The 26,461-nt window shown below is 39.9% G+C and carries 22 protein-coding genes; 15 read left to right on the top strand and 7 right to left on the bottom strand.

Annotated elements, in window-relative coordinates:
* Positions 1–117: 117 nt before the first annotated feature.
* From JQ841_RS04495 to JQ841_RS10090, 3 genes are read right to left on the bottom strand one after another with little or no spacing between them, the layout of a single operon-like run.
* Positions 118–933: a TIGR03943 family putative permease subunit gene (locus JQ841_RS04495; protein WP_203180238.1), complete on the bottom strand. Its 816-nt coding sequence runs from the start codon at positions 931–933 to the stop codon at positions 118–120.
* On the bottom strand, positions 930–1,835 hold the full coding sequence (locus JQ841_RS04500; RefSeq protein ID WP_203180239.1) for a permease: 906 nt from the start codon (positions 1,833–1,835) through the stop codon (positions 930–932). The genes JQ841_RS04495 and JQ841_RS04500 overlap by 4 nt, the downstream gene beginning before the upstream one ends.
* The gene (locus JQ841_RS10090) at positions 1,836–1,967 is read right to left on the bottom strand and encodes an SPJ_0845 family protein (protein ID WP_000268689.1); all 132 of its coding nucleotides are present in this window, start codon (positions 1,965–1,967) and stop codon (positions 1,836–1,838) included.
* Between the two features lie 279 nt (positions 1,968–2,246).
* Here JQ841_RS10090 and JQ841_RS04505 point away from each other — a divergent pair, with 279 nt between their 5' ends.
* The 7 genes from JQ841_RS04505 to JQ841_RS04535 all read left to right on the top strand — a co-directional run bounded on the left by JQ841_RS04505 (position 2,247) and on the right by JQ841_RS04535 (position 10,796).
* Positions 2,247–4,376, top strand: coding sequence for a Tex family protein (locus JQ841_RS04505; RefSeq protein WP_203180240.1), 2,130 nt, complete (start codon positions 2,247–2,249; stop codon positions 4,374–4,376).
* Positions 4,363–4,812 carry a SprT family protein gene (locus JQ841_RS04510; RefSeq protein ID WP_203180241.1) on the top strand — a complete coding sequence of 150 codons (450 nt, stop codon included), beginning with the start codon at positions 4,363–4,365 and terminating at the stop codon, positions 4,810–4,812. Before JQ841_RS04505 ends, JQ841_RS04510 begins: the two co-directional genes overlap by 14 nt.
* Positions 4,813–4,870: 58 nt before the next feature.
* A complete protein-coding gene (locus tag JQ841_RS04515) occupies positions 4,871–5,143 on the top strand; it encodes a PspC domain-containing protein (RefSeq protein WP_001085048.1) in 273 nt (90 codons plus the stop codon).
* Between the two features lie 191 nt (positions 5,144–5,334).
* Positions 5,335–5,991, top strand: a complete 657-nt coding sequence (locus tag JQ841_RS04520; RefSeq protein WP_203180242.1) for a hypothetical protein — start codon at positions 5,335–5,337, stop codon at positions 5,989–5,991.
* 3 nt (positions 5,992–5,994) lie between these two features.
* Complete coding sequence (locus JQ841_RS04525; protein WP_203180243.1) at positions 5,995–7,503, top strand: hypothetical protein; 1,509 nt, start codon at positions 5,995–5,997, stop codon at positions 7,501–7,503.
* Positions 7,504–8,047: 544 nt separating this feature from the next.
* Positions 8,048–8,806: an ABC transporter ATP-binding protein gene (locus JQ841_RS04530; protein ID WP_000173372.1), complete on the top strand. Its 759-nt coding sequence runs from the start codon at positions 8,048–8,050 to the stop codon at positions 8,804–8,806.
* A 1-nt stretch (position 8,807) separates the two neighbouring features.
* Positions 8,808–10,796 carry an ABC transporter permease gene (locus JQ841_RS04535; RefSeq protein WP_203180244.1) on the top strand — a complete coding sequence of 663 codons (1,989 nt, stop codon included), beginning with the start codon at positions 8,808–8,810 and terminating at the stop codon, positions 10,794–10,796.
* A 193-nt stretch (positions 10,797–10,989) separates the two neighbouring features.
* Here JQ841_RS04535 and JQ841_RS04540 read toward each other — a convergent pair whose 3' ends face one another.
* On the bottom strand, positions 10,990–11,685 hold the full coding sequence (locus tag JQ841_RS04540; RefSeq protein ID WP_000005264.1) for a VIT1/CCC1 transporter family protein: 696 nt from the start codon (positions 11,683–11,685) through the stop codon (positions 10,990–10,992).
* A 157-nt stretch (positions 11,686–11,842) separates the two neighbouring features.
* Between JQ841_RS04540 and JQ841_RS04545 the strand changes: the two genes are divergently transcribed.
* Positions 11,843–12,544, top strand: a complete 702-nt coding sequence (locus JQ841_RS04545) for a response regulator transcription factor (RefSeq protein ID WP_203180245.1) — start codon at positions 11,843–11,845, stop codon at positions 12,542–12,544.
* Positions 12,541–13,419 carry a sensor histidine kinase gene (locus tag JQ841_RS04550; protein WP_203180246.1) on the top strand — a complete coding sequence of 293 codons (879 nt, stop codon included), beginning with the start codon at positions 12,541–12,543 and terminating at the stop codon, positions 13,417–13,419. The genes JQ841_RS04545 and JQ841_RS04550 overlap by 4 nt, the downstream gene beginning before the upstream one ends.
* Positions 13,420–13,457: 38 nt before the next feature.
* Here the strand turns inward: JQ841_RS04550 and JQ841_RS04555 are convergent, their stop codons facing one another.
* From JQ841_RS04555 to JQ841_RS04565, 3 genes are all read right to left on the bottom strand, one after another.
* On the bottom strand, positions 13,458–14,210 hold the full coding sequence (locus JQ841_RS04555; RefSeq protein WP_203180247.1) for an ABC-2 family transporter permease: 753 nt from the start codon (positions 14,208–14,210) through the stop codon (positions 13,458–13,460).
* Positions 14,211–14,220: 10 nt separating this feature from the next.
* Positions 14,221–15,129 (bottom strand): ABC transporter ATP-binding protein, encoded by a 909-nt coding sequence (locus JQ841_RS04560; protein WP_203180248.1) that lies wholly within the window; start codon positions 15,127–15,129, stop codon positions 14,221–14,223.
* A gap of 141 nt (positions 15,130–15,270) precedes the next feature.
* A complete protein-coding gene (locus tag JQ841_RS04565) occupies positions 15,271–16,080 on the bottom strand; it encodes a Cof-type HAD-IIB family hydrolase (protein ID WP_084926350.1) in 810 nt (269 codons plus the stop codon).
* Positions 16,081–16,226: 146 nt separating this feature from the next.
* Here JQ841_RS04565 and JQ841_RS04570 point away from each other — a divergent pair, with 146 nt between their 5' ends.
* From JQ841_RS04570 to cps4B, 6 genes are all read left to right on the top strand, one after another.
* Entirely contained in the window at positions 16,227–16,688 is a 462-nt protein-coding gene (locus tag JQ841_RS04570; protein ID WP_125393763.1) for a MarR family winged helix-turn-helix transcriptional regulator, read from the top strand.
* Positions 16,681–17,100 carry an EVE domain-containing protein gene (locus JQ841_RS04575; RefSeq protein ID WP_125393762.1) on the top strand — a complete coding sequence of 140 codons (420 nt, stop codon included), beginning with the start codon at positions 16,681–16,683 and terminating at the stop codon, positions 17,098–17,100. Before JQ841_RS04570 ends, JQ841_RS04575 begins: the two co-directional genes overlap by 8 nt.
* A 106-nt stretch (positions 17,101–17,206) precedes the next feature.
* The gene (gene rexB, locus JQ841_RS04580; protein ID WP_203180249.1) at positions 17,207–20,482 is read left to right on the top strand and encodes an ATP-dependent nuclease subunit B; all 3,276 of its coding nucleotides are present in this window, start codon (positions 17,207–17,209) and stop codon (positions 20,480–20,482) included.
* A complete protein-coding gene (gene addA / locus JQ841_RS04585; protein ID WP_203180250.1) occupies positions 20,479–24,129 on the top strand; it encodes a helicase-exonuclease AddAB subunit AddA in 3,651 nt (1,216 codons plus the stop codon). The genes rexB and addA overlap by 4 nt, the downstream gene beginning before the upstream one ends.
* Before the next feature lie 17 nt (positions 24,130–24,146).
* Positions 24,147–25,325 carry a hypothetical protein gene (locus JQ841_RS04590; RefSeq protein ID WP_203180251.1) on the top strand — a complete coding sequence of 393 codons (1,179 nt, stop codon included), beginning with the start codon at positions 24,147–24,149 and terminating at the stop codon, positions 25,323–25,325.
* Between the two features lie 295 nt (positions 25,326–25,620).
* Positions 25,621–26,352 carry a capsular polysaccharide biosynthesis protein Cps4B gene (gene cps4B / locus JQ841_RS04595; RefSeq protein WP_060628350.1) on the top strand — a complete coding sequence of 244 codons (732 nt, stop codon included), beginning with the start codon at positions 25,621–25,623 and terminating at the stop codon, positions 26,350–26,352.
* Positions 26,353–26,461 lie beyond the last annotated feature (109 nt).

Consider the following 26,461-nt stretch of genomic DNA (forward strand, 5'->3'; position numbering starts at 1 on the left):
ACTTGTATTACTTGAAATGGTATAAGATAAAAATCTACAAGTCACTAATTATCATATAACAAAAAACGAACAGGTTCTTTTTCTGTCATTCAGAAGAGAACTTGTTCGATTTTTCTTTTAAAACACGCGATACACATAGGGATTTTCTGGTTTATCGACTTTGGTAAAGCTATCGATTTCTAAGGTTGGAAGATTTTGTTTGAGTTCTTTATGATAGTGATTGACTAGTTTTCCTTTGGCTGTTATCCAGGTGTTATTCTCATACTGACGGGTATTTCCCTTGGTCAGCAATCCATAGACACCAGAATCCGCGATACAATGGATAATGCCGAAGCGAAACAGAAATTGGCTATTGGCATGACTGGGGTCATTATAGACAAAGCCTGTGAACTGGACTGTCTTTCCCTCAAATTCATCTGGATAGTCGTATATGGCTTCCATGACTTCCATATAGTTTTCGTTCGTGATGAGAATGCTATCTTGGGACAAGTATTTATCTGCTGCCGTTCGCATCTCCTTTTCATAGGCTGTTTTTGAGAAATAAGAACTGGTATCTGGTTTCAAATATTGGCTTGTCGTCCCTTCGCTGGTCTGAATGGCTTGATCCGTTCCTTCTGATAGCGGAAAATGATAGCCTTTAGCAGAAACGGTCTGAGAATCCAAGCTAACAGTTGGGAAAGTTAAACCGACAACAATTGGAATTGCCAGAAGAGCAATACTCGTTACCTTCGCCAATCGACTGTTCAGATGACTGTGGGTTTTGACTTGCTTCATCCAGATATACAATTGAACGATTGCCAAGATAAAGGAAAGCACCATGGAAATATAGGCCAGATAGGAATAGTGCATGTTGATGTACTGGTTTAATTTGCCCGACAAATGGAGATAAATGGTCAGTTCAAAATAGCCAGCTAAAACTAAAAATCGAATCATAGGATGACTCCAATCAAGAGAGAATAGACTAAAACTACCAGAGTCACAATCGTAATGAAGTGACTGATAAAGCGTGCTTTCAAGTAATTTTTCATCATGAGAATATTTTTGATATCCAGCATTGGGCCGATAACGAGAAAGGCCAGAACTGGTGCCAAGCCGAAACTCGAGAGAAGAGAAGCTCCGATAAAAGCATCCGCCTCACTACAGAGAGAGAGAAGAAAGGCCAAAAGCATCAAGAGCAAGATGGCAAAAAGAGGGGTCGCACTGATAGAAGTCAGAATCCGAGTCGGAACGTAGACCTGTATAACAGAGGCAAAGAGACAGCCAAATACCAAGTAACGTCCCGTATCAAAAAATTCATCAATGGCCTGCACAAAGACTTGAAAAACTTTCTTTGCAGGGCCCAAGTGAGAAAAATCATGCTCATGACAGGCCAGACGATTTTCTTTTTGAATGGGTTCTTGCCAGAAAAATCCCAGAAAAATTCCTAGTATCACAGCTACAATAATGGAACCCAGAGCTCGTAACAGAGCGATGTGGAAGGAATTGCCAAAGGCAGAATAGGTCGCAAATAGAACAATGGGGTTGATAACTGGTGCAGTCACAAGAAAAGGAACGGCCGTGTAACTAGGAACTTTCTTTTCCAGAAAACGATTGATAATAGGGACAATTCCACACTCGCAAGAAGGGAAAAGTATCCCAACAAAGGTCCCAAAAAAGATTCTCCCCCAACGATTTCGAGGGAGAAAATGATAAACCTTGTCAGGTGTGATATAAACCTCAATCAGACCTGAGACAATACTTCCTATCAGAACGAAGGGGAGGGCTTCAATGATAATGGAGAGAAAAATGGCTCCAGTCTGAAGCACACTAGATGGGAGTTGTTGGAAAGCAGTCATCTAGTTTTTCTTTTCTGCTTTGACTTTTTTCTCTTTGTCATCAGGGAAAGTGACTTGCTTCAAATCTGGGAGTTTCGCAAACTCTTCAAACATCTTGTCCAAATCGTCTCGTTTTGTAAATTTTACAGCCATAGGTGTACCTCGATTCTAAATTCTACCTCTATTATACTATTATTTTGAGGAAAAGGGAGTTTTTTAATTTGTTTTTGATAGTTGATACTTTTCGAAAATCTCTTCAAACCACGTCAGCTTCGCCTTGCCGTATATATGTGACTGACTTCGTCAGTCTTATCTACAACCTCAAAACAGTGTTTTGAGCAGTCTGTGGCTAGCTTCCTAGTTTGCTTTTTGATTTTCATTGAGTATGAAAAGGATTGGAGCAAGCCTTCCAGCTTGTGGTATAATAGATTCATGGATAAAAAATATGAAAAAATCTCCCAGGATTTGGGAGTGACTTTAAAGCAAATTGATACTGTTCTAAGTTTGACAGCTGAAGGGGCGACTATTCCCTTTATAGCGCGTTATCGCAAGGACATGACTGGTAGTTTGGATGAGGTGGCGATTAAGGCCATTATCGATCTGGATAAAAGTCTGACCAATCTCAATGACCGAAAGGAAGCTGTCTTGACTAAGATTCAAGAACAAGGCAAGCTGACAAAGGAATTGGAAGAAGCTATCTTAGCTGCCGAAAAACTAGCAGATGTAGAAGAACTCTACCTTCCTTACAAGGAAAAACGTCGGACCAAGGCAACAATTGCTCGTGAAGCAGGACTCTTCCCACTTGCTCGCCTGATTTTGCAGAATGTAGCTGACTTAGAGAGAGAGGCTGAGAAGTTTGTCTGTGAAGGATTTGCGACTGGGAAGGAAGCTTTGGCTGGTGCAGTTGATATCTTGGTCGAAGCCTTATCGGAAGATGTCAATTTACGTGCTATGACTTATCAGGAGGTGCTGAGACACTCTAAACTTACTTCTCAAATTAAGGATGAAAGTCTTGATGAAAAACAGGTTTTTCAGATTTACTATGATTTTTCTGAAACAGTTGTAAATATGCAAGGCTATCGTACCTTGGCGCTCAATCGTGGGGAGAAACTAGGGATTTTGAAGGTCGGTTTTGAACATGCTACGGACCGTATTCTTGCCTTCTTTGCTGCTCGTTTCAAGGTAAAAAATACTTATATTGATGAAGTTGTTCAGCAATCTGTTAAGAAAAAAGTCTTGCCTGCTATCGAGCGCCGTATTCGGACAGAATTAACTGAGAAGGCAGAAGAAGGAGCTATCCAACTCTTTTCTGACAATCTGCGCAATCTCCTCTTGGTTGCTCCGCTGAAAGGGCGCGTGGTTCTAGGATTTGACCCTGCTTTTCGTACAGGTGCCAAGCTGGCAGTCGTTGATACGACAGGAAAAATGCTGACAACACAGGTCATCTATCCTGTTAAACCAGCCTCCGCTCGTCAGATTGAAGAAGCAAAACGAGACTTAGCCGACCTGATTGGCCAGTATGGCGTGGAAATTATTGCCATCGGAAATGGAACGGCCAGTCGGGAAAGTGAAGCCTTTGTGGCGGAAGTTCTTAAAGATTTTCCAGAAGTCAGCTATGTCATCGTCAATGAAAGTGGTGCTTCTGTCTATTCTGCCAGCGAACTAGCTCGTCAGGAGTTTCCAGACTTGACCGTTGAAAAGCGCTCTGCTATCTCAATCGCCCGTCGCTTGCAAGATCCCCTTGCTGAATTGGTCAAAATCGATCCTAAGTCAATCGGTGTCGGTCAATACCAGCACGATGTCAGTCAGAAGAAATTGTCTGAAAGTCTGGACTTTGTTGTCGATACAGTGGTAAACCAAGTCGGTGTCAATATCAATACAGCCAGTCCAGCCCTCCTTTCCCATGTTGCTGGACTTAATAAAACCATTTCTGAAAATATTGTCAAATACCGTGAGGAAGAAGGAAAAATCACTTCACGCGCCCAAATCAAGAAGGTTCCACGTCTTGGTGCTAAGGCCTTTGAGCAGGCTGCTGGTTTCCTTCGCATTCCAGAAAGTAGCAATATCCTTGATAATACAGGAGTTCATCCAGAAAATTATGCTGCCGTCAAGGAACTCTTCAAAATCTTGGATATCAAGGAACTGAACGAAGAGGCCCAAAGCAAACTCAAGTCGCTTTCAGTCAAAGAAATGGCGCAAGAGCTAGACCTTGGTCCAGAAACCCTTAAAGATATCATTGCAGATCTTCTCAAACCAGGTCGAGATTTCCGTGATTCCTTTGACGCACCTGTACTTCGGCAAGATGTCCTAGATATCAAAGACTTAGTGGTTGGTCAGAAGCTAGAAGGTGTGGTGCGTAACGTTGTTGATTTCGGTGCCTTCGTTGATATCGGGATTCACGAGGACGGCTTGATTCATATTTCTCACATGAGTCGCAAATTTATCAAACATCCTAGCCAAGTAGTGTCAGTCGGAGATTTGGTAACGGTTTGGGTTAAGAAAATCGATACTGAACGTGAAAAAGTCAATCTGTCGCTGCTAGCTCCAAATGAAACTGACTGATTACGTTAAGCAGGTTTCACTAGGAGACTTCGGTAGACCTTTTATCCATCAAGCTCAGTGGAATTCTCGTCTACGTTCGACAGGTGGGCGATTTTTCCCCAAAGATGGGCATTTGGATTTTAATCCCAAGGTTTATCAGGAACTGGGGTTGGATGTTTTTAGGAAAATTGTCCGCCATGAACTCTGTCATTATCACCTCTATTTTCAAGGGAAGGGCTATCAACACAAGGATAAGGATTTTAAGGAACTGTTGAAAGCAGTGGATGGATTACGCTTTGTGCCAACCTTGCCCAATAGCAACTCCAAGCCAATCAAGCTCTATCGTTGCCAATCCTGCCAGCAAACTTATCATCGCAAGCGTAGGATTGATACCAAACGCTATCGGTGTGGACTTTGTCGAGGAAAGTTGCTACTAGTAAATCAGCCTGAGGACTGATGAAAGCCTAGCCTATCCGTGATATACTAAGTCTAACCTAGCAGAAAGAGGAAATAACATGAACAGTAAATTTTATAAGATGAGACGAAATCGCATGATTTCAGGAGTTCTGGCAGGTCTGTCAGACAAGTGGAACTTTGATGTTACCCTTGTTCGTTTCCTATTTGCCATTTTTACAGTCGCAAACTTTGGACTTGGCGTGATTATCTATATCATCCTAGCTTCTGTCATGCCAACCAAGGAAGAAATCGAAGCAGAAATGTACGGAACAGGTCCACGCAAACGCAAAGAAGCCCAAGCCATTGACGATAATGAAGGCTGGTTTTGGTGAGTTAAATAAGAAAATAAGCTTTGTATTATAGAAGACAAGGCTTTTTTTCATCTTGTCAGAATCTATGGCTAAATGGTATAATAAGCGCATGAAACTATTTTAATGGATATTGTAGAACATGTTATACATTCTATTATGAAACTTATCAAGAAGAAAAAATTATAAATTTTAGAAAAAAATGGAGAAACTTTATGTTTGGACAAAATGTTACAAAATTGATTATTGTTTGCGATGATAAAACTCATGGATACGGTAATTATTTACGTCAACTTGTAAGTACAAATGATGATGAAGATAATTTAATTGTTGGCACAAAAGATGGTGCGATTGAAGTAGCTGTATGGCTCGAAAAGGACTATCTAGCTAATATGGCAACTTTAACCTCTGAACAACATGTACTCTTTATTGGCGAGAATCAATCAAGTAAGAATGAAATATCAAGCATGAACATAAAATTTGAAAAATATGGAATGAAATATGGTTGGTTAGGAAAACGTGGGATGATGCTAGTATCAGAAGTTATTAGTCAACCAGAAACTTATGATGAATTTGTTGATTTTTGTCGTGGATATAAGTCTGACTTTGAAAAGATAGAATTTTCAAAATCACTTCCAGAGCAAGCTTTAGATGCAGTTAATGATGTCGTTGGTGGAAATAAAGCAGCTTTGATAGCAGGAGGTGCACTACTAGGTTTTTTGGCCCCTGGGATTACATTAGCTACTGGTGCAGTGCTAGGTGTTACTCAATTTCTTACAGGAACTGATAAAGAGAAAATCATGGATCAACAATACAGAGGTCTGACAGCTATACTATATATGGATGGATTATCTGAGTTCTTGGAGGGATAATGAATGGAAGGCTTTAGAGAAGGATACGAATTCTTTCAAAAGCACGCAGGTAATTTTGCAGGACATACTGCTGGTGTACATTATTTAAACTCTGTAGAATCAGAGATAAAGAAGTTGGTGAATAATCTAAATGAATTTGAATATAATGGTGCACGTATAGATACACTAAAGGGAGATGTTGCTGAGTTTTGGCATGCTGGGACTTTTAATATTAATGCAGCTATTAATTCTTCAAAAAACAGGGTACAAGTTGATCGTAGCCATGACTTTGGCTCTGCTGATATTACAGGAATAAACTTCGATGCTGAATTTGGTTTAAAATATTATAAAAATGGAGCATCCAGTGCAGAACAACAAGCTAAGAGTATTTTTCAACGTTTTAGCGAATATAAGTCTCAAGGTGGAAAAGATAGTTTAGATTTATATTTAGAGAAGAGAGGATACTCAGCAGACACAATTTTGAGTGATCCAGTTTATAAAGGACAGTATAGAGTAATTCCATCAGATCAGCTAAAAGAAGCTACTATGTTTTTAGAGCGAAAAATAAGAGAAGAAGCTGTAAAGCGACCGGAGCAAGTTCATCGCTATGAAGAAACTCTAAAATTACTGAGTGATAAAGTTAAAGATAATAAGGGGAATGAATCGATTGCTTTGTCGGAACAGGAAGCACGTGAACTTGCAAAATTGTCTAAAGAGGGTGGAGTAAATTCTAAGGATTTACACTTAACAACTGAAGAATTGATTAAGTATACCAATATCTTAAGACATGCGTATAAAGCTGGCTTAACTGCAGCAACCATATCAATGGCATTAAGAGTTGCTCCTGAAGTATTGAATGCCATAGCTTATCTAATTAAAAATGGAGAAATTGAAGAATGTCAATTCAAAAAGATAGGATTTGCGGCTATTACAGGTGCAGGCGAAGGATTTGTAAGAGGTACAGTTTCAGCAGCGATTACAGCAAGTTGTAAGGCAGGGCTATGTGGTAGTGCAATGAAATCTATTGATCCATCAGTAGTTGGTGCAGTGACTGTATTAGTGATGAATTCAATGAAAAATTCGTATCAAGTCACTACTGGCAACATGAGTAGAGCTGAGATGGTTAATGAATTAATAAAAGAAATGTTTGTGACAACTTGTGCTTTATCAATGGGCTCTGTGAGCCAATCTCTGATTGAAATTCCTGTACTAGGATATATGATTGGTAGTTTTGTAGGATCGATAGCTGGTTCTGTAATTTACTCTTCAATATATAATCCAGTACTATCATTTTGTGTCGATTCAGGATTTACTCTATTTGGTTTAGTGGATCAAAATTACGAGTTGCCAGAAGAAGTATTAAAAGAAATAGGAATTGAAGTTTTTGATTATGAAAAGTTTGAATACGAACCGTTTAAATATGAGAAGTTTGAATACAAGCGATTTGAATATGAACAATTTGAGTATGAGAAACTTCATACGATATTCCTAAGAAGAGGAGTTATAGGTGTAAATTGTGTAGGATATTTATAATACTTGGATTGGATGTCTTTTATAAGTACGAGTATATTTATAATTATATAAGATAATTTATTTCTATCCGAAATTATTTTTTTAAGTTAGATCAGTCAATAACTATTAAATGCTAAAATAGAAACGCAAAGAAGCCCAAGCCATTGATGATAATGAAGGATGGTTTTGGTGAGGTAGAAATAGTTATTTTACTGTTAGTATATAAATTCATCTAATCTATTCTAAAATTTTTGAACCCTTGTATCTGCAAGGGTTTTCTTCTTACTTTCTTCTTATGGTAAAATATTTTTAATAAAATGTCTACATTTCCCCCAATCTTACAAAAATGTAAGATTAAAGTCTCTTTTGTAAGGTTAGGTTATGGCAAGCAGCATTTTTTTGATGTAAACTAGACTCATAAAGAACAAAGGAGTAACATCATGAAACAAATCTTACATAAGAAAACAAGAAAACCAAGTCACAAAGATATCGAGCGTGTTCAGCTAGGATGCGCTATGATGCAAGCAACATTTCATTTGATGGGATATTAAGAAAGGAGATTCTCATGACACTTTTAGATGTAAAGCACGTTCAAAAAATTTACAAAACTCGTTTTCAGGGCAACCAAGTAGAAGCCCTCAAGGATATTCACTTTACCGTAGAAAAGGGTGACTACGTTGCCATCATGGGTGAGTCTGGTTCTGGTAAATCGACTCTTCTCAATATTCTAGCTATGCTGGATAAACCAACTCGTGGGCAGGTTTACTTGAATGGAACAGACACAGCAACTATTAAAAATTCACAAGCCTCTAGCTTCCGTCGTGAAAAGCTAGGCTTTGTCTTCCAAGACTTTAACTTGCTAGATACCCTGTCTGTTAAGGATAATATCTTGCTTCCACTTGTCTTGTCAAGAAGACCCATTACGGAGATGATGAAGAAATTGGTGGTGACAGCTGAGAATCTAGGCATCAACCAATTACAAGAGAAGTACCCTTACGAGATTTCTGGTGGTCAGAAACAGCGTGTAGCAGTAGCACGCGCCATCATCACAGAACCTGAAATTCTCCTTGCGGACGAGCCAACAGGAGCCCTTGATTCCAAGTCATCTGCAGCTCTTCTTGATGTTTTTGATGAAATCAATGAGCGAGGACAAACCATTCTCATGGTAACCCACTCAACAGCAGCAGCGAGCAGAGCCAAACGTGTACTCTTTATCAAAGACGGTATTCTTTACAACCAAATCTACCGTGGAGAGAAGACAGAACGTCAGATGTTCCAAGAAATCTCTGATACCTTGACTGTCATGGCAAGCGAGGTGAATTAGTATGTTTCGATTAACCAATAAGTTAGCGGTATCGAACTTGATTAAAAACCGCAAACTCTACTATCCTTTTGCGCTGGCTGTTCTCTTGGCAGTCACCGTCACCTATCTCTTTTACTCTCTAACCTTCAATCCCAAGATTTCGGAAATCCGTGGAGGGACAACCATTCAAGCTACTCTTGGATTTGGTATGTTTGTCGTCACCCTTGCGTCAGCTATTATTGTCCTCTATGCCAATAGTTTTGTTATGAAAAACCGTTCCAAAGAACTGGGGATTTATGGCATGTTGGGCTTAGAAAAGCGCCATCTGATCAGTATGACCTTTAAAGAGTTGGTGCTATTTGGAATTCTAACTGTTGGAGCAGGTATCGGTATTGGAGCCTTGTTTGACAAGCTGATTTTCGCCTTCTTGCTCAAACTGATGAAATTGAAGGTTGAGCTAGTCGCTACCTTCCAGATGAATGTTGTCATTGCAGTACTTGTTGTCTTCGGTTTGATTTTCCTAGGCCTCATGTTCCTGAATGCCCTTCGAATCGCCCGTATGAATGCCCTCCAGCTCTCTCGTGAGAAAGCTAGTGGTGAGAAAAAAGGTCGTTTCCTACCTCTCCAAACTATTCTTGGTACGATTAGTTTAGGGATTGGTTATTATCTTGCCCTTACAGTAAAAGATCCTCTTACAGCCCTAACAACCTTCTTCCTAGCTGTTTTGCTGGTTATCTTTGGAACCTATCTCTTGTTCAATGCAGGGATTACCGTTTTCCTTCAAATTTTAAAGAAAAATAAGAAATACTATTACCAACCTAATAACCTCATCTCTGTTTCAAACTTGATTTTCCGTATGAAGAAAAATGCGGTTGGGCTAGCAACTATCGCTATCTTGTCAACAATGGTTTTGGTAACCATGTCAGCAGCGACAAGTATTTTCAATGCCTCAGAAAGCTTTAAAAAAGTGATGAATCCTCATGACTTTGGAATTACTGGACAAAATGTTGAAAAAGAAGATTTGGACAAACTCTTGAGCCAGTTTGCAAGTGACAAAGGTTATAGTGTCAAAGAGAAAGAAGTGCTTCGTTACAGTAACTTTGGTATTGCAAATCAAGAAGGAACCAAGTTAACTATTTTTGAAAAAGGACAAAACCGTGTCCAACCCAAAACAGTTTTCATGGTATTTGACCAAAAAGATTATGAAAATATGACTGGTCAACAACTTTCTCTATCAGGGAATGAGGTCGGTCTTTTTGCCAAAAATGACGGACTGAAAGGACAGAAAGCTCTAACTCTAAATAACCATCAATTTTCTGTAAAAGAAGAATTTAATACAGATTTCATTGTGAACCATGTCCCAAATCAGTTTAATATCTTGACTACTGATTACAATTACCTTGTTGTACCTAATCTACAAGCCTTTTTGGACCAATTCCCAGATTCGGCTATCTATAATCAGCTTTACGGTGGTATGAATGTAAATATCAGTGAAGAAGAGCAACTCAAAGTCGCTGAAGAATATGAAAAATACCTCAATCAATTTAATGCTGAGCTAAACACTCAAGGTAGCTATGTTTATGGTAGTAATCTAGCAGATGCTAGTGCTCAGATGAGTGCCCTCTTTGGTGGTGTCTTCTTTATCGGTATTTTCCTATCCATTATCTTTATGGTCGGAACCGTTCTGGTCATCTATTACAAACAAATTTCTGAAGGCTATGAAGACCGTGAACGCTTTATTATCTTGCAGAAAGTCGGTTTAGATCAAAAGCAAATCAAGCAAACCATCAACAAACAGGTTTTAACTGTTTTCTTCCTTCCTTTGCTTTTTGCCTTCATACATCTCGCCTTTGCCTACCATATGCTTAGTCTGATTTTAAAAGTGATTGGTGTAATAGATACGAATATGATGTTGATTGTGACCTTGTCTATCTGCGCTATCTTCCTCATCGCCTATGTGCTGATTTTCATGATTACTTCAAGAAGTTATCGCAAGATCGTGCAAATGTAAAAAAAGATACCTCGACTTCAAAATCGAGGTATTTCTTGTATTTTATACTTAATGAAAATCAAAAAGCAAACTAGGAAGCTAGTCACAGACTGCTCAAAACACTGTTTTGAGGTTGTAGATAAGACTGACGAAGTCAGTCACATATATACGGCAAAGCGAAGCTGACGTGGTTTGAAGAGATTTTCGAAGAGTATTAAATGCTGAAAAGTTGTCCGAGCAGGAAGGTAACTCCCATGGTCAAGAGGCCAATAGCTAGGTTCCGAATCATAGCTGTTTTGGTTGGTGCTTTTCCAAGTCTGGCACTAGTGTAACCAGTGAGAAGAAGGGCCACACCGACGATAAGGACGGTAGCAGGGATACGGTATTCACTTGGGAAAATGGTAATTGAAAGCATGGGTGGTAAGCTACCAAGGAAAAAAGAAATAAAGCTAGAGATAGCAGCATGCCATGGATTGGTAAACTCTTCATACTCTATCCCATATTTTTCCTCTACCAAAGCCTTGAGCGGATTATTTAAAAAGGCTTTGTTGGTCAAGAGTTGAGCAGAGGTTTCACATTCTCCATTTTGGATATAGGCTGCATAGAGAGACTTTTTGGCTAGTTCCATATCTTGGTCTAGCAAGACTTGCTCACGCGCAACGGCTGCTTCCTCGGTATCTTTTTGAGTTGAAACAGATACATATTCTCCACCAGCCATCGAAAAGGCACCAGCTAAGATAGCTGCAAATCCTGATAAAAAGATAATCCAGATATTACTCGTAGCACTAGCAACCCCGATAACCACACCAGCAATGGAAATAATTCCATCATTGGCACCAAGAACACCCGCACGCAGGATATTTAAACGACCTGCAAAATTTGAATCGATTTCGTGATTTGTTTCTGACATACTATTCTCCTTTTTATCCAGTATAAAGGAAAAATATAGGGAAATCAATCTTTTAAAAGTATCTGAAAAAAGTTGCACGATTTTAATGAAAAAGAGCTTTGCTGTTTAAGCTTTATCAATAAAACATGCTATAATAGTTGCAGAAAGGTTGGTATTTATGGCTAGGATATTGGTTATTGAAGACAATAGTGACATTCAAGAGATTTTACGAACACTTCTTACTGAGGAGCATGAGGTGATTCAAGCCTTTTCAGGAACTGAAGGAATCATGCTTTTTGACCAAGGTGGGATTGACCTCGTTTTGCTAGATATCATGCTTCCTGGGAAAAATGGGGATCAGGTTTTAAAAGCCATCAGGGAAGAAAGTCAAACTCCAGTCATTATGCTAACAGCTTTGAGCGATAAGAAGTTAATCAGTCAATACCTCTTAGACGGTGCCAATGATTACATAGTCAAACCTTTTGATTTGGACGAAGTCTTTGCCAGAGTTACTGTTCAATTACGTCAAAGCGTAGAAAAACAGCCTATGGAAATAGAAAAAACTGAAAATCTGCCACAAAACTTGAAAAATATCCAGTTTGATGCCGAAAGTTTTGAAATCAAAAATAGTCAGGAAACGATTCGCCTTGCCAAGAAAGAATGCTTGATTCTCCAAACTCTCCTTAAATATCCAAAGAAAATTTTCACTAAGGAAGAACTTTATGAATTGGTCTGGGAGGATAGCTACCTACCTGGAGATAATACTCTCAATACGCATTTGAGTAATCTTCGTAAAAAATTAAACCAGCTTGACCCAAATCAAGAATATATTGAAACCATCTGGGGCGTTGGGGTAAGATTAAAAGGAGACAAGCAATGACCTACATGATAATTTTTGTCCTACTAGTACTCCTAATTATTTTATCGACTGCATTGATTCGCTACCATATAGCACTTAAAAACTTGAGTCAACAGATTGAAGACAAGATTCTCACAGGTAGTATGAAAAGAGTCGGAGTCAGCATTTTTTCCAAACATTTTTTACATCTCTACCAGCAAATTGAAAATCTATTTCAAGAAGTGGAACAATCTCGGTTGGTGATGAAAAGGGAAAAGCAGACTCTGGATATGGCCATCAGCAATATCGCCCATGATATTCGGACGCCTCTGACTATCGCTTCAGGCTACACGCAACAATTGATAAAAACTCCTGAAAACCAAGCAGAAACCTTACAAAAAATCTCCCAGCATCTTGATTTAGTTTCCAAACGTTTGGAGGCTCTCCTAGAATATCGTCGTTTGATGGAAGGAGCTGTCAAACCGAAACTGGAAGAAGTGGATTTTTCAGCTTTTATTACCAAGAAGACTCTGGCTTATTATGATGTTTTTCAGGCGGCAAATATTATGCTTGATTTTAAGGTTGAAGCTGGTCTGAAAATGAGGACTGATGAAGACTTGCTGGATCGAATTTTACAAAATCTGCTTGGGAATGTCCTCAAACATGGCAAGGAAGAAGCGCGGCTATCTTTGAGAAAGGAACAGGAACAGCTTGTCTTAGAGATTGCAAACCTTGTTAAACAGCCTATCAAAAAAATAGAAAATCTCAGTAACCGTTTTTATTCTGAAAATCTATCTGATACGGAAGAATCCTCTGGTTTAGGCCTTTATATCACTGAGGAATTATGCCATCTTCTCGGTGCAGAGATGAAACTAAGCACAGATGGGCAGTGGTTGTCGGTTTTTATTTACTTTTAACGAAAGAAAACTCCTCTGTAGGCTAGAGGAGGTCTTTTTTATAGACTTTTCTTTTTGAAAACTGCCAGTCCACTTAGATTAAAGATTACAATAACAGCTAAGGTAACTATAAGTGTATAGAAAATGGATTCACTATTAGCAGTCATAGCATAGGAAAAATGCAAGGATAAATATGGTAAAAATTTGATATTTGGAAAAATGATCATTGGCATAGAAAGGATGATAGAGCTAATCAGATAACCAATAAATACGGCAAGATAAGAATGAATCAGGTAGAGAATAAAGGAAATAATCGAAAGCCAAGCGAGAAGGCAGAGAAATTGAAGGAAAATCATTAAGAGGAGATTAGTAACAAAACCATCAGGTATCGTACCAAGTCCGTTTAGTAGAGTTGAGGGAACAAAAGCAATCACAAGGCTGGCGATGAGTTGCAAGAGAGCGATGCTTGCTAGTACAAAGGATTTAGCGAAGAAAAACTCTGTACGAGAAACGCCAACTGTCAAACTATTTTTATAAAGCTTGCCGATTAGATCGACCCCAAGAACTAAACATGTTAGAATAATGCAGAGAAAAACAAGGTTTGAATCATTGCTAGACGCATTGATAAGAGCTTGAATACCGTCCCAACCATGGGTTGGAATTTCTGGTTCTTCTGTCTGGATTGCCATCAGATGGCCAGTAGCCCCGATAGTGGCACCCAGTAGCAAGAGGACAAAGAGAATGAATTCTGTAATCCAGAATCCTTTGGAGCGGAAAAGACGGTAAAAGTCTGCTTGAATGGTATGTATCATGATTTTCCTCCTATTGGACCAATTGAGTGAAGTATTCTTCTAGGTTTTGACGGGCATAGTAAATCTCGTCAATGGCAACATCTGCCAAGGTTAATTCCTTGAGAATCTGTTTGACATCTTGTTCCTGACCAAAGATGTGAATTTCGTTTTCAGGATTAACAACCTTGAACTGGAGCTGGATTTGTTCTTTCAATACTTGACAAGCTTTCTCTTGGTCGGCTGTCTTAAGCACAATATAATCCTCACTTAGTGTTTCAAATTCAGCTTTGCTGATTTCACGGATAATCTTGCCTTGATCTAAAATACCAAAACGATTAGCTAGGAGATAGAGTTCTGACAAGATATGGCTAGAGATGAGAATGGTGATCCCTTTTTCTTGATTGAGCCGTTGAATCATGAGGCGAAATTCTTTGATACCGATTGGGTCGAGACCGTTGATAGGTTCATCTAATATCAGGAAGTCTGGTTTAGATAGAAGGGCAATGGCGATACCAAGTCTTTGTTTCATTCCTAGCGAGAAATCACGAAAGACTTTCTTACCTGTATCTGTTAAACCTACATAGTCTAGGGTTTCTCGAATGACTTGATCAGCATTTGGAATATGGCGAATCATACAGTAATATTTCAGATTTTGATAGGCTGTTAAGTGATTATGAGCTACAGGTGATTCAATAACAGAACCTACTCGAGATAGAGCCTTGGTCCACTCATTTTCCGATTGGCTAGAGAAGAGGGAAACAGTCCCTTTATCCGCAAACAGTAGTTGCGTAATGATTTTTATCAATGTGGTTTTCCCAGCTCCGTTCTTTCCGATAAGTCCATAAATATCTCCCTCTCTTATCGTTAGATGAAGATCCTGAAGAATAGCTTGTTTGTCGAAGTTTTTGGACAATCCATGAATGTCGAGTACTGTTTTCATGATTCTCTCCTTTTGATTTATTTTGTTAACTTTAGTATAAAGCATAGAAATCAAAGAAAACTCAAGTATTTCTAAAGAGTTTCTAAAGTTTTAAGAATTCTTAAATATCAAAACCCAGTTGACACGAACTGGGCTTCTTAATTATAAAATATATTTCTCAATGGCACGCGCAACACCGTCTTCTTCGTTGCTTGCTGTAACGGCATCAGCTAGGGATTTGACATAATCGCTGGCATTTCCCATTGCAATGCCAAGTCCTGCAAACTGGAGCATTTCAATATCGTTATTAGCATCGCCCATAGCCATAATTTCTGATGGCTCGATATTCAAAATCTCTGCCAGTCGTGAAAGAGCAGTAGCCTTTGTCGTTCCAAGTGGCATAGCTTCATAAATGACAGGCTGCGAACGAACGCCACTGAATCGTTGACAGAGTTCCCCAGCAAAGCGCTCCTCAAAATCGTCTGTTTGCTCTTTTGTACCCAAAAACATACCTTGGAACATACGGTACTTACCACTGGTAGCTTCCTCAAGGGAAATTTCAGTCAGGTCTGAAAAGACTAGCTTGGCATCATTTTGAACAATTTCATTAGGCTTGCCACCGAGGACAAAATAATGCTCCTCATCAAAAAGAGTCAACTGAACATCACTTTTTTCAGCTAGGTCATAGAGGTACTCGATGTCTGCTGGACTGAGTTCTTGCCAGTCAACTAGCCCCCAATCACTGGTCTGGTGAGTTGAGCAACCGTTGTTAACAATCACATACTCATTCTGGAGATCAAGCCCAAGTTTTTTATAGTAGGGGAGGACACCGAAAAGGGGGCGCCCCGTACAGAGAACCAGTTTGACACCTTTTTCAATAGCTTGGTGAATAGCAGTGATGTGAGCTTGTGGGATTTCCTTGGCTTCATTGAGGAGGGTTCCGTCCATATCCAAGGCTAGTAGTTTAATCATAGATCTTCCTTTTCTAGGTGTTTTGCTTTTATTATAGCATATAGACTATAAAATGTCTGACAGAATTGTAACATTTGACTTTCCTTTTCTTGAAAAACAAAGTAAATTCTTATATAATATGTATACTTAATATTTAAGGAGAAATAATGACAAAGTATCAATTTAATTCAATTTACAAAAATGATGAAACAGAGTCTACAGGTCTTCTGTTCATCAAAGTCTACAACAAGTGGGAAAGCAACTTAAAAAGAGTCTTGAAATCAGTTGGTCTCACTTTGCCTCAATTTATCGTTTTAACCTCACTCTTGTTTTTGTCTAATAGAGAGGAATATGTAACGCAAGTTGATATCGCTCGGTTCACCGGAATGGATGTCATGACGGTTTCCCAGATTGTTAGACTACTGGAGAAGAAGGACTACATTAGACGTGATCAACATCCAAAGGATAGTCGGGCAAAACTGGTCTCAGTGACGAAGTCTGGCGCGGAGAAGGTCAATCAAGCTTTACCCTTAGTAGAAGGCGTTGATGAAGAATTTTTTGAAAAACTATCTAACGATAGAGAATGTTTTAATCGCATGTTAGTAGAGTTGGAGGATAAAAATGCCTAGATATTGGGTCGGAGTTGTTTCAAAGAACCATGTTTTAAGAGGAGTTGAGGGAAATTTTTGTCAGGTCTGTCATGGAAAGGGCGGCCCCTTAAATCGTATGAAAAAAGGTGACTATCTTTTATACTATAGTCCAAAATACGATATGAATGGTCAAGATAAGTTACAGGCTTTTGTGGCCGTAGGTAAAATTATAGATGACAAAGCCTATCAAGTAGAGCAATTTGAAGGATTCTTTCCCTTTAGACGAAATGTCGAGTATTATCTACCAGTCCAAGATTGTTCCATAGAAATAGCCAGACAACATCCTGAATGGAGAGACTATACTTCTCGACTTCGTTATGGACATTTTGAAGTTTCCAAAGACTTTTTCCTCCTTATTTTTCAACATATGAAAGTGGATGATGAAGTATGATTGATTTGCTAGTTAAATGATTGTCAACTAGAATTTTGGATTTGGACTGTGAAGCGAACTTTGCTATAATAGAGTAAGAAACTTTGATAAAGCAAACGAGGCTGAGATGAAATTACTTTATACTGATATTCGGACTTCTTTGACAGAAATCTTGACCATAGAGGCAGAAGAGCTTGTTGCTGCTGGCAAGCGTGTCTTCTACATTGCTCCCAACTCTCTTTCTTTTGAGAAGGAACGTGCCGTGCTGGAATGCTTGTCCCAGCAGGCTTCTTTTGCGATTACCGTCACGCGATTTGCTCAAATGGCTCGTTACCTAGTCTTAAATGATTTACCTGCCAAAACCAGTCTAGATGACATCGGTCTTGGGATGACCTTTTACAAATGCCTTGTCGAACTTGATCCCAAAGACTTCCGAGTATACGGCGCCATCAAGCAGGATCCTCAGTTTATCCAGCAGTTGATTGATCTTTATCACGAGATGACGACTGCTCAAATGAGTTTTTTGGACTTGGAGAGTTTGACGGATGAGGACAAGCGAGCAGACTTACTCTTGATTTTTGAAAAAGTTACTGCTTATCTCAATCAAGGGCAGTTGGCTCAGGGAAGTCAGTTGTCCCACTTGATTGCGGCTATTGAGAATGACAAGGTAAGCAGTGATTTTACTCAAATTGCATTGGTCATTGATGGATTTACCCGTTTTTCTGCTGAGGAAGAGCGGATTGTAGACTTACTTCACGGCAAGGGTGTTGAAATTGTCATTGGAGCTTATGCTAGTAAGAAAGCCTATACCAGTCCATTCGCTGAAGGCAATCTCTATCAAGCTAGTGTGGAGTTTCTCCATCATCTGGCCTCTAAATACCAAACGCCTGCTAAGGACTATTCTCAAACTCATGAGAAGATGGATAGTTTTGACAAGGCCTCTCGTTTGCTAGAGTCTTCTTATGACTTTTCAGAGCTCACTTTGGAGCTCGATGATAAGGACCGGGAAAATCTGCAAATCTGGTCTTGTTTGACGCAAAAGGAGGAGTTGGAGTTAGTAGCCCGTAGCATCCGTCAGAAATTACATGCCAATCCAGACCTGAGTTACAAGCATTTTCGTATTCTCTTGGGGGATGTAGCTTCTTACCAGTTATCGCTGAAAACTATTTTTGACCAGTATCAGATTCCTTTCTATCTTGGTAGAAGCGAATCCATGGCGCACCATCCCTTGACACAGTTTGTCGAATCTATTTTAGCTTTGAAACGCTATCGTTTCCGTCAGGAAGATTTGATTAATCTCCTCAGAACTGGTTTATATACTGACCTTAGCCAAGCGGATATTGATGCTTTTGAGCAATATATCCGTTATCTTGGTATCAATGGCTTGCCAGCCTTTCAGCAAACCTTCACCAAGGCCCACCATGGAAAATTTGATTTAGGGCGTTTAAATGCTCTTCGTCTGCGTATTTTAGCACCACTTGAAACCCTGTTTTCCAGTCGAAAACAGAAGGCTGAAAATCTCTTGCAAAAGTGGAATGTCTTTCTAAAAGAAGGAGCGGTGACCAAGCAGCTCCAAGATTTGACAGCCACTATGGAGGCTCTTGATCAGGAAAGACAGGCTGAAGTTTGGAAGGCTTTCTGTCATGTTTTAGAACAATTTGCGACCGTTTTTGCTGGTTCACAGGTTAGTCTGGAAGACTTCCTAGCCTTGCTCCACTCTGGAATGAGTTTATCTCAGTATCGCACAATTCCAGCGACAGTGGACACTGTTCTGGTGCAGAGTTATGATTTGATTGCGCCACTGACAGCTGACTTTGTCTATGCCATTGGGCTGACTCAGGACAATTTACCAAAAATCGCGCAAAATACCAGTCTTTTAACTGATGAAGAAAGACAAAGCTTAAACCAAGCGACAGAAGAAGGCGTTCAATTGCTGATTGCCAGCAGTGAAAACCTCAAGAAAAATCGCTACACTATGCTTTCCTTGGTCAATTCTGCTCGTAAAGAGTTGGTTTTATCGGCCCCAAGCCTTTTTAATGAAAGTGAAAGTAAGGAGTCAGCCTATCTTCAAGAACTGGTCCATTTTGGATTTAGTCGAAAAGAGAAGAGGATGAATCACAAAGGGCTGTCTAAGGAAGATATGGGGTCCTATCACAGTCTTTTGTCCAGTCTGGTTGCCTATCACCAGCAGGGCGAGATGAGTGAGACTGAGCAAGATTTGACATTTATTAAGGTTCTGGCGCGTGTCATGGGTAAAAAACTAGACCAGCAAGGTCTGGAAAATCCAGCCCTCCCAACCAGTCCAAGCAGTAAGCAGTTGGCTAAGGACACCTTACAAGCGCTCTATCCTGCTGATCAGGAGTTTTACCTGTCTACCTCTGGTTTGACGGAGTTTTATCGCAATGAATACAGTTATTTTCTTCGCTACATTTTAGGCTTGCAAGAAGAATTGCGTCTACGTCCGGATGCTCGAAGTCATGGAAATTTCTTGCACCGTATTTTTGAACGCGCCTTGCAGTTACCTGACGAAGATTCCTTTGACCAACGTTTAGAACAAGCTATCCAAGAAACCAGTCAAGAACGCGAATTTGAGGCTATTTATCAGGAAAGTTTGGAAGCCCAGTTTACCAAAGAAGTTTTGCTTGATGTTGCACGGACGACTGGTCACATTCTCCGCCATAATCCAGCCATCGAAACCATCAAAGAAGAAGCAAATTTCGGTGGGAAAGAGCAAGCCTTTATTCAATTGGATAATGGGCGCAGTGTCTTTGTACGAGGTAAGGTTGACCGCATTGACCGATTGAAAGCTGATGGGGCGATAGGAGTAGTAGACTACAAGTCTAGTCTAACTCAGTTCCAGTTTCCTCATTTCTTTAATGGCCTCAATTCCCAGTTGCCAACCTATCTAGCTGCCTTAAAAAGAGAAGGGGAGCAGAACTTTTTCGGCGCCATGTACTTGGAAATGGCTGAGCCTGTCCAATCTCTGATGGCTGTTAAGGGTCTGGCTGGTGCAGTAGTAGAAGCCAGCAAATCAATGAAATACCAAGGCCTCTTTTTAGAAAAAGAAAGCAGTCACTTGGGTGAATTTTACAATAAAAACAAGGCTAACCAGCTAACAGATGAGGAATTCCAGCTTTTACTGGACTACAATGCCTATCTATACAAGAAGGCAGCTGAGAAGATTTTAGAAGGGCAATTCGCCATCAATCCCTATACTGAAAATGGCAGAAGCATTGCCCCATACGTCCAGCAACATCAAGCCATCACAGGATTTGAAGCCAATTACCATTTAGGTCAAGCCCGTTTCTTAAAGAAGTTAGACTTGGCTGACGGCAAGCGTCTGGTCGGAGAAAAACTCAAGCAAGCTTGGTTTGAAAAAATAAGAGAGGAGTTGAATCGATGAAGCCCATTCCCTTTTTAGCTGAGGAGGAAATTCAAAAACTGCAAGAAGCGGAAGGAAATTCGAGCAAGGAACAGAAGAAAACTGCTGAGCAAATTGAAGCAATCTACACTTCTGGTCAGAATATCCTGGTTTCAGCGTCAGCTGGTTCTGGGAAGACATTTGTCATGGCCGAGCGTATTCTGGACCAGTTAGCGCGTGGTGTCGAAATTTCTCAACTCTTTATCTCAACCTTTACGGTCAAGGCTGCCACAGAGCTTAAGGAACGCTTGGAGAAAAAAATTAGCCAACAAATCCAAGAAAGCAGCGATGTTGACCTCAAACAACACTTGGGCCGCCAGTTGGCAGACCTACCCAACGCAGCCATCGGAACCATGGACTCTTTTACACAAAAATTCCTTGGCAAACATGGCTATCTGATTGACATTGCGCCTAATTTCCGGATTTTACAAAACCAAAGCGAGCAACTCCTTCAAAAAAATGAAGTCTTCCACGAGGTCTTTGAAACACATTACCAAGGTAGACAGAAAGAGACCTTTAGTCATTTGCTGAAAAACTTTGCTGGGCGTGGCAAGGATGAACGTGGTCTGCGCCAGCAGGTCTATAAAATCTATGACTTCCTCCAATCCACCAGCAATCCTCAGAAATGGCTGAGTGAATCTTTCCTCAAAGGCTTTGAAAAAGCTGATTTTACCAGTGAAAAAGAAAGACTGACTGAGCAAATCAAACAATCCCTTTGGGATTTGGAAAGTTTTTTCCGTTATCATCTGGATAACGATGCCAAGGAGTTCCCAAAGGCCGCTTATCTAGAAAGTGTTCAATTAATTCTGGATGAGATTGGCTCCCTAAATCAAGAATCCGATAGTCCGGCTTATCAGGCAGTGCTTGCGCGTGTTGTCGCCATTTCGAAAGAGAAAAACGGTCGAGCTCTGACCAATGCTAGTCGCAAGGCTGATTTGAAGCCACTGGCCGATGCCTACAACGAAGAGAGAAAGAGCCAGTTTGCTAAACTAGGACAACTGTCAGACCAGATAACGATTCTCGACTATCAAGAACGTTATCATGGAGACACATGGGAACTAGCTAAGACTTTTCAAACATTTATGAGTGATTTTGTTGAGGCTTATCGTCAGCGTAAACGTCAGGAAAATGCCTTTGAATTCGCTGATATCAGCCATTATACCATTGAGATTTTAGAAAATTTCCCGCAAGTTCGTGAGGCTTATCAGGAGCGCTTCCACGAAGTCATGGTTGATGAATATCAGGATACCAACCATATTCAAGAACGAATGCTGGAATTGCTGTCTAATGGTCACAATCGCTTTATGGTGGGAGATATCAAGCAGTCCATCTATCGTTTTCGTCAGGCAGATCCGCAGATTTTTAATGAAAAATTCCAACGCTATGCGCAGAATCCTAAAGAGGGCAAGCTGATTCTCCTCAAGGAAAATTTCCGTAGCAGTTCAGAAGTGCTGTCAGCAACCAATGATATTTTTGGACGCCTTATGGACCAAGAGGTCGGAGAAATCAACTATGACAGCATGCACCAGCTTGTCTTTGCCAATACCAAGCTGACTCCCAATCCAGATAATAAGGCAGAATTTCTCCTCTACGACAAGGACGACTCTGGTGAGGAAGAAGAGAGCCAAGCAGAAACGAAATTAACAGGGGAAATGCGCTTAGTCATCAAGGAGATTCTTAAACTCCATAAGGAACAAGGTGTTGCCTTTAAAGAAATTGCCCTTCTGACCTCCAGCCGTAGTCGTAATGACCAGATTCTCCTCGCCCTGTCTGAGTACGGGATTCCTGTCAAAACCGACGGCGAGCAAAACAATTATCTCCAATCTCTAGAAGTACAAGTCATGCTAGACACCCTTCGTGTCATTCACAATCCCCTGCAAGACTATGCCTTGGTTGCCCTTATGAAGTCTCCAATGTTTGGCTTTGATGAGGACGAGTTGGCACGTTTATCCCTTCAGAAAGCAGTGGATAAAATCCAAGAAAATCTCTATGAGAAACTGGTCAATGCTCAAAAACAGCCAACAAGCCAGAAAGAGTTAATTCATTCAACACTAGCTGATAAACTAAATCAATTCATGAATATCTTGGATTCTTGGCGTCTGTATGCCAAAACTCACTCTCTATATGACTTGATTTGGAAGATTTATAACGACCGTTTTTATTATGACTATGTTGGAGCTTTGCCAAATGGTCCTGCTAGACAGGCCAATCTCTATGCCCTAGCTTTGAGAGCAGACCAGTTTGAAAAGAGCAATTTCAAGGGCTTATCACGTTTTATTGGTATGATTAACCAAGTTTTGGAAGCTCAGCATGATTTGGCAAGCGTTGCAGTTGCACCACCTAAGGACGCAGTAGAGCTCATGACTATCCACAAGAGTAAAGGGTTGGAGTTTCCTTACGTCTTTATCCTCAATATGGATCAAGATTTCAACAAGCAAGACAGCATGTCAGAAGTCATTCTCAGCCGTAAAAACGGTCTAGGTGTCAAATATATTGCCAAAATGGAGACAGGAGCAGTGGAAGATCACTATCCTAAAACCATCAAACTCTCCATTCCTAGTCTGACCTATAGACAGAACGAAGAAGAATTACAGCTGGCAAGCTATTCTGAGCAAATGCGTCTACTGTATGTTGCTATGACTCGAGCTGAGAAAAAGCTCTACCTTGTCGGCAAGGGTTCTCGCGAAAAGTTGGAAGCCAAGGAATACCCAGCAGCTAAAAATGGAAAACTAAATAGCAACACTAGACTTCAAGCCAAGAATTTCCAAGATTGGATTTGGGCTATCAGTAAAGTATTTACCAAGGATCATCTCAACTTTAGCTATCGTTTTGTTGGTGAAGATCAGCTGACTAGAGAAGCTATCGGAGAGTTGGAAACCAAGAGTAATCTCCAAGATAGCTCCCAAGCAGACAATCGTCAGTCAGAAACCATCAAAGAAGCCCTTGAAATGCTGAAAGAGGTTGAAGTCTATAATACTCTTCACCGCGCAGCCATTGAACTTCCTAGTGTTCAAACCCCAAGTCAAATCAAGAAATTCTACGAACCCGTTATGGATATGGAAGGTGTCGAGATTGCTAGTCAAGGCCAGGCAGTAGACAAGAAAATTAGCTTTGAGTTGCCAGATTTTTCAACCAAAGAAAAGGTGACTGGAGCTGAAATTGGTAGTGCTACCCACGAACTCATGCAGAGAATGGATCTCAGTCAGAGACCAACGCTTGCTAGTCTGACAGAAACTCTCAAACAAGTTCAAACCAGCCCAGCTGTCAGAGACAAGATTAATCTTTCGAAAATTCTTGCATTCTTTGACACATCACTTGGTCAGGAAATTCTTGCCAATACCGACCATCTATACCGCGAGCAACCCTTTTCTATGCTCAAAAGAGACCAAAAGAGTCAGGAAGACTTCGTTGTCCGTGGTATCCTTGATGGCTATCTACTTTACGAAGATAAAATTGTTCTGTTCGACTATAAGACAGACCGCTATGATGAACCAAGTCAACTCATAGACCGCTATCGTGGTCAGTTAGCCCTATACGGAGAGGCTTTATCTCGAGCCTATTCGATTAAAAATATTGAGAAATACTTGATTTTACTCGGTAAAGAAGAGGTTCAAGTTGTAAAAGTCTAATCTAGAAAGGAGACCTCATGACACTTCCAGTTAGAAAATCCCTGCACGATGCGGTTTTACAGGCTTCAAAAGCTGATACTTGGGAACAAGCTACCAAGGAATGGAATGAAGTTTCCTTGATTTTTAACGGTATCGGCCGTAGCAATTGCGTCTGTGGGAATGCCATCAAATACGCCTACGAACTCTTTAACGGAGTCACAGGCCAACGCCTCTTTCCAATTGGTAGCGATTGTGTTCGTCATTTTCATCGATTGTCCCTTGACCAGCAATTGGAAGAGGAAGAAAAACTACTCAGAAAGGTTGAAAATCTAACCAGAAAAGCCCAGAAAAAGGAAAAAATAAAGGTCAATAAAAGTGACTTTGACGAGCGCCTTCTAAAATGGCTCTGGGAAAAAGGTGTTTTCAAGCCTAATCGTGGTAATCAATTCTCACCTGAGAGAGACTACCAGCTTTTCCTAGAAGTCTTTCAAGGTGGCAGTTGGACCAAGGCTGAGCCTAAGAAGAAGGCTCGTATGGAGGAAGTCCTTGAAAAGTGTATCAAACCCTTTTTACTTGGAAAACCAGATGATCAACTCTACCTTGTCAAGCTAGGCAAGGAGAAAATTGACTACGAACAAGAACTCCGTATCCAGGCAGAGAAAGAGCGCAAGAAGAGGGATAAAATCGCCAAGCAATATGCAGATAATCTGGTCCTAGCCATGGGCCCAGCAGAGCGTGCCTATCAAGATTACTTTGGCTTTACGGAGACCCTGACCCAAGAAGAACGAAAGTGGGAGAAAATACTTTTTGGTAAAAATCGAACAGAACGGGCTATCAAGGCCAAACAATACCAAAAAGAGTTGGAAAAAGACCAACGAATTGCTAGTCAGGATCCAATTGAAAGAAAGCAGAAGCAGACCTGGCTCCTCAATTCCTATTTTCGTGAGCTTCCTGAAGAAAAAGCCCGATTTTCTAGGCTCTTATTAGAATATCGAAAAAGTGGTGAAGTACCCTTTTCAACCGAATATTTGTCAGAATATCTCATCGACTTTTTCTATAAAATGAAAGCTTTTGAGTTTGAAATCGCACCAGAACAAGTCCGAGACTTTTTAAAAGAAAGCCTTCAAGCAGATCATCTCTCATCAGCACAAGAAAGCTGGATAGAAGGAATTCTCCTCAACTGCATCAAACCATTTTTAGAACGATTATTGATATGAGTAACACCTACCGTGGAAATGCCATGGTAGGTGATAGTTTTAATAGTCAGTGTCATTATTATTCTCAACAGATTTATTCGAAAACAAAACACGCTTATTTATATATGCTTTGTTATACTAGATAACTTTTAAAATCTTATAAGAATAACTAGCTTATTTTAATGTTTCGTAGTATAATAACATCAGGAAAACAAACTGTATAAACCATTATTTATAGGTTATTCAAAAAGCTTATATATATGTGTTGAATTATTTATTACAGTGCCCAAAACTCTATTATATAAGGAAATATTACATGATTGATATCCACTCTCACATTGTTTTTGGTGTAGATGATGGACCAAGCACAATTGAAGAAAGCCTAGCTCTTCTGAAAGAAGCTTTTTCACAGGGAGTTCGTACAATTGTATCCACTTCACATCGTCGTAAAAATATGTTTGAAACTCCAGAAGATACAATTATGACCAACTTTAAAGAGGTTCAAGCACTTGCTAAGAAAGAACTGCCTGACTTAACTCTTTTATATGGAGCTGAAATATACTTCACCCAAGATGCTCTTGACAAATTGGAAAGCAAGCAGATTCCTACTCTGAACGATACACAATATGCTTTGATTGAATTCAGCCCGACCACCCCCTATTGGGAAATCCGCAATGCAGTAAATAAAGTTTTATTGTTAGGTATTAGACCTGTCATTGCCCATATTGAACGCTATGCTGAACTAGAAAAAAATGAAAAAAGAGTTAAAGAGCTGATAGATATGGGATGTTATACTCAAATAAATAGTTCAAGTGTTCTTAAGCCTAAAATGTTTGGGGATAAGTATCGCTTACTCAAAAAAAGAGCTCAGTATTTTCTATCCTATAATCTAGTTCACTGTGTGGCTAGCGATATGCATAATCTAAGCTCAAGACCACCATATATGAAGCAAGCATTTGACGCGATTAGTCATCAGTATGGAAAGGAAAGAGCAGAAGAATTATTTTTAGTGAATCCTCAGTTGATTATATCGAACAAAAATATTTAGCAACATTTAATTTAGGTGTATTTCCTGTATTTTAATCACGTAAGCTTGAAAATCTTATTTTTTTATGTTATATTGAACTGTATGATTTAATTCTTGGTAAATATACATA

Source organism: Streptococcus mitis (assembly GCF_905187535.1).
In the GTDB taxonomy this organism is placed as follows: domain Bacteria; phylum Bacillota; class Bacilli; order Lactobacillales; family Streptococcaceae; genus Streptococcus; species Streptococcus mitis_BS.

Bases quoted from the DNA above. Each gene is read 5' to 3' on its own strand.
- JQ841_RS04530 (WP_000173372.1), top strand. From the start codon at position 8,048: ATGACACTTTTAGATGTAAAGCACGTTCAAAAAATTTACAAAACTCGT.
- JQ841_RS04520 (WP_203180242.1), top strand. From the start codon at position 5,335: ATGTTTGGACAAAATGTTACAAAATTGATTATTGTTTGCGATGATAAA.
- JQ841_RS04555 (WP_203180247.1), bottom strand. From the start codon at position 14,210: ATGATACATACCATTCAAGCAGACTTTTACCGTCTTTTCCGCTCCAAA.
- JQ841_RS04510 (WP_203180241.1), top strand. From the start codon at position 4,363: ATGAAACTGACTGATTACGTTAAGCAGGTTTCACTAGGAGACTTCGGT.
- JQ841_RS04535 (WP_203180244.1), top strand. From the start codon at position 8,808: ATGTTTCGATTAACCAATAAGTTAGCGGTATCGAACTTGATTAAAAAC.
- JQ841_RS04495 (WP_203180238.1), bottom strand. From the start codon at position 933: ATGATTCGATTTTTAGTTTTAGCTGGCTATTTTGAACTGACCATTTAT.
- JQ841_RS04525 (WP_203180243.1), top strand. From the start codon at position 5,995: ATGGAAGGCTTTAGAGAAGGATACGAATTCTTTCAAAAGCACGCAGGT.
- JQ841_RS10090 (WP_000268689.1), bottom strand. From the start codon at position 1,967: ATGGCTGTAAAATTTACAAAACGAGACGATTTGGACAAGATGTTTGAA.
- JQ841_RS04570 (WP_125393763.1), top strand. From the start codon at position 16,227: ATGACAAAGTATCAATTTAATTCAATTTACAAAAATGATGAAACAGAG.
- cps4B (WP_060628350.1), top strand. From the start codon at position 25,621: ATGATTGATATCCACTCTCACATTGTTTTTGGTGTAGATGATGGACCA.
- JQ841_RS04575 (WP_125393762.1), top strand. From the start codon at position 16,681: ATGCCTAGATATTGGGTCGGAGTTGTTTCAAAGAACCATGTTTTAAGA.
- JQ841_RS04550 (WP_203180246.1), top strand. From the start codon at position 12,541: ATGACCTACATGATAATTTTTGTCCTACTAGTACTCCTAATTATTTTA.
- JQ841_RS04500 (WP_203180239.1), bottom strand. From the start codon at position 1,835: ATGACTGCTTTCCAACAACTCCCATCTAGTGTGCTTCAGACTGGAGCC.
- JQ841_RS04545 (WP_203180245.1), top strand. From the start codon at position 11,843: ATGGCTAGGATATTGGTTATTGAAGACAATAGTGACATTCAAGAGATT.
- rexB (WP_203180249.1), top strand. From the start codon at position 17,207: ATGAAATTACTTTATACTGATATTCGGACTTCTTTGACAGAAATCTTG.
- JQ841_RS04590 (WP_203180251.1), top strand. From the start codon at position 24,147: ATGACACTTCCAGTTAGAAAATCCCTGCACGATGCGGTTTTACAGGCT.
- JQ841_RS04505 (WP_203180240.1), top strand. From the start codon at position 2,247: ATGGATAAAAAATATGAAAAAATCTCCCAGGATTTGGGAGTGACTTTA.
- JQ841_RS04540 (WP_000005264.1), bottom strand. From the start codon at position 11,685: ATGTCAGAAACAAATCACGAAATCGATTCAAATTTTGCAGGTCGTTTA.
- addA (WP_203180250.1), top strand. From the start codon at position 20,479: ATGAAGCCCATTCCCTTTTTAGCTGAGGAGGAAATTCAAAAACTGCAA.
- JQ841_RS04560 (WP_203180248.1), bottom strand. From the start codon at position 15,129: ATGAAAACAGTACTCGACATTCATGGATTGTCCAAAAACTTCGACAAA.
- JQ841_RS04515 (WP_001085048.1), top strand. From the start codon at position 4,871: ATGAACAGTAAATTTTATAAGATGAGACGAAATCGCATGATTTCAGGA.
- JQ841_RS04565 (WP_084926350.1), bottom strand. From the start codon at position 16,080: ATGATTAAACTACTAGCCTTGGATATGGACGGAACCCTCCTCAATGAA.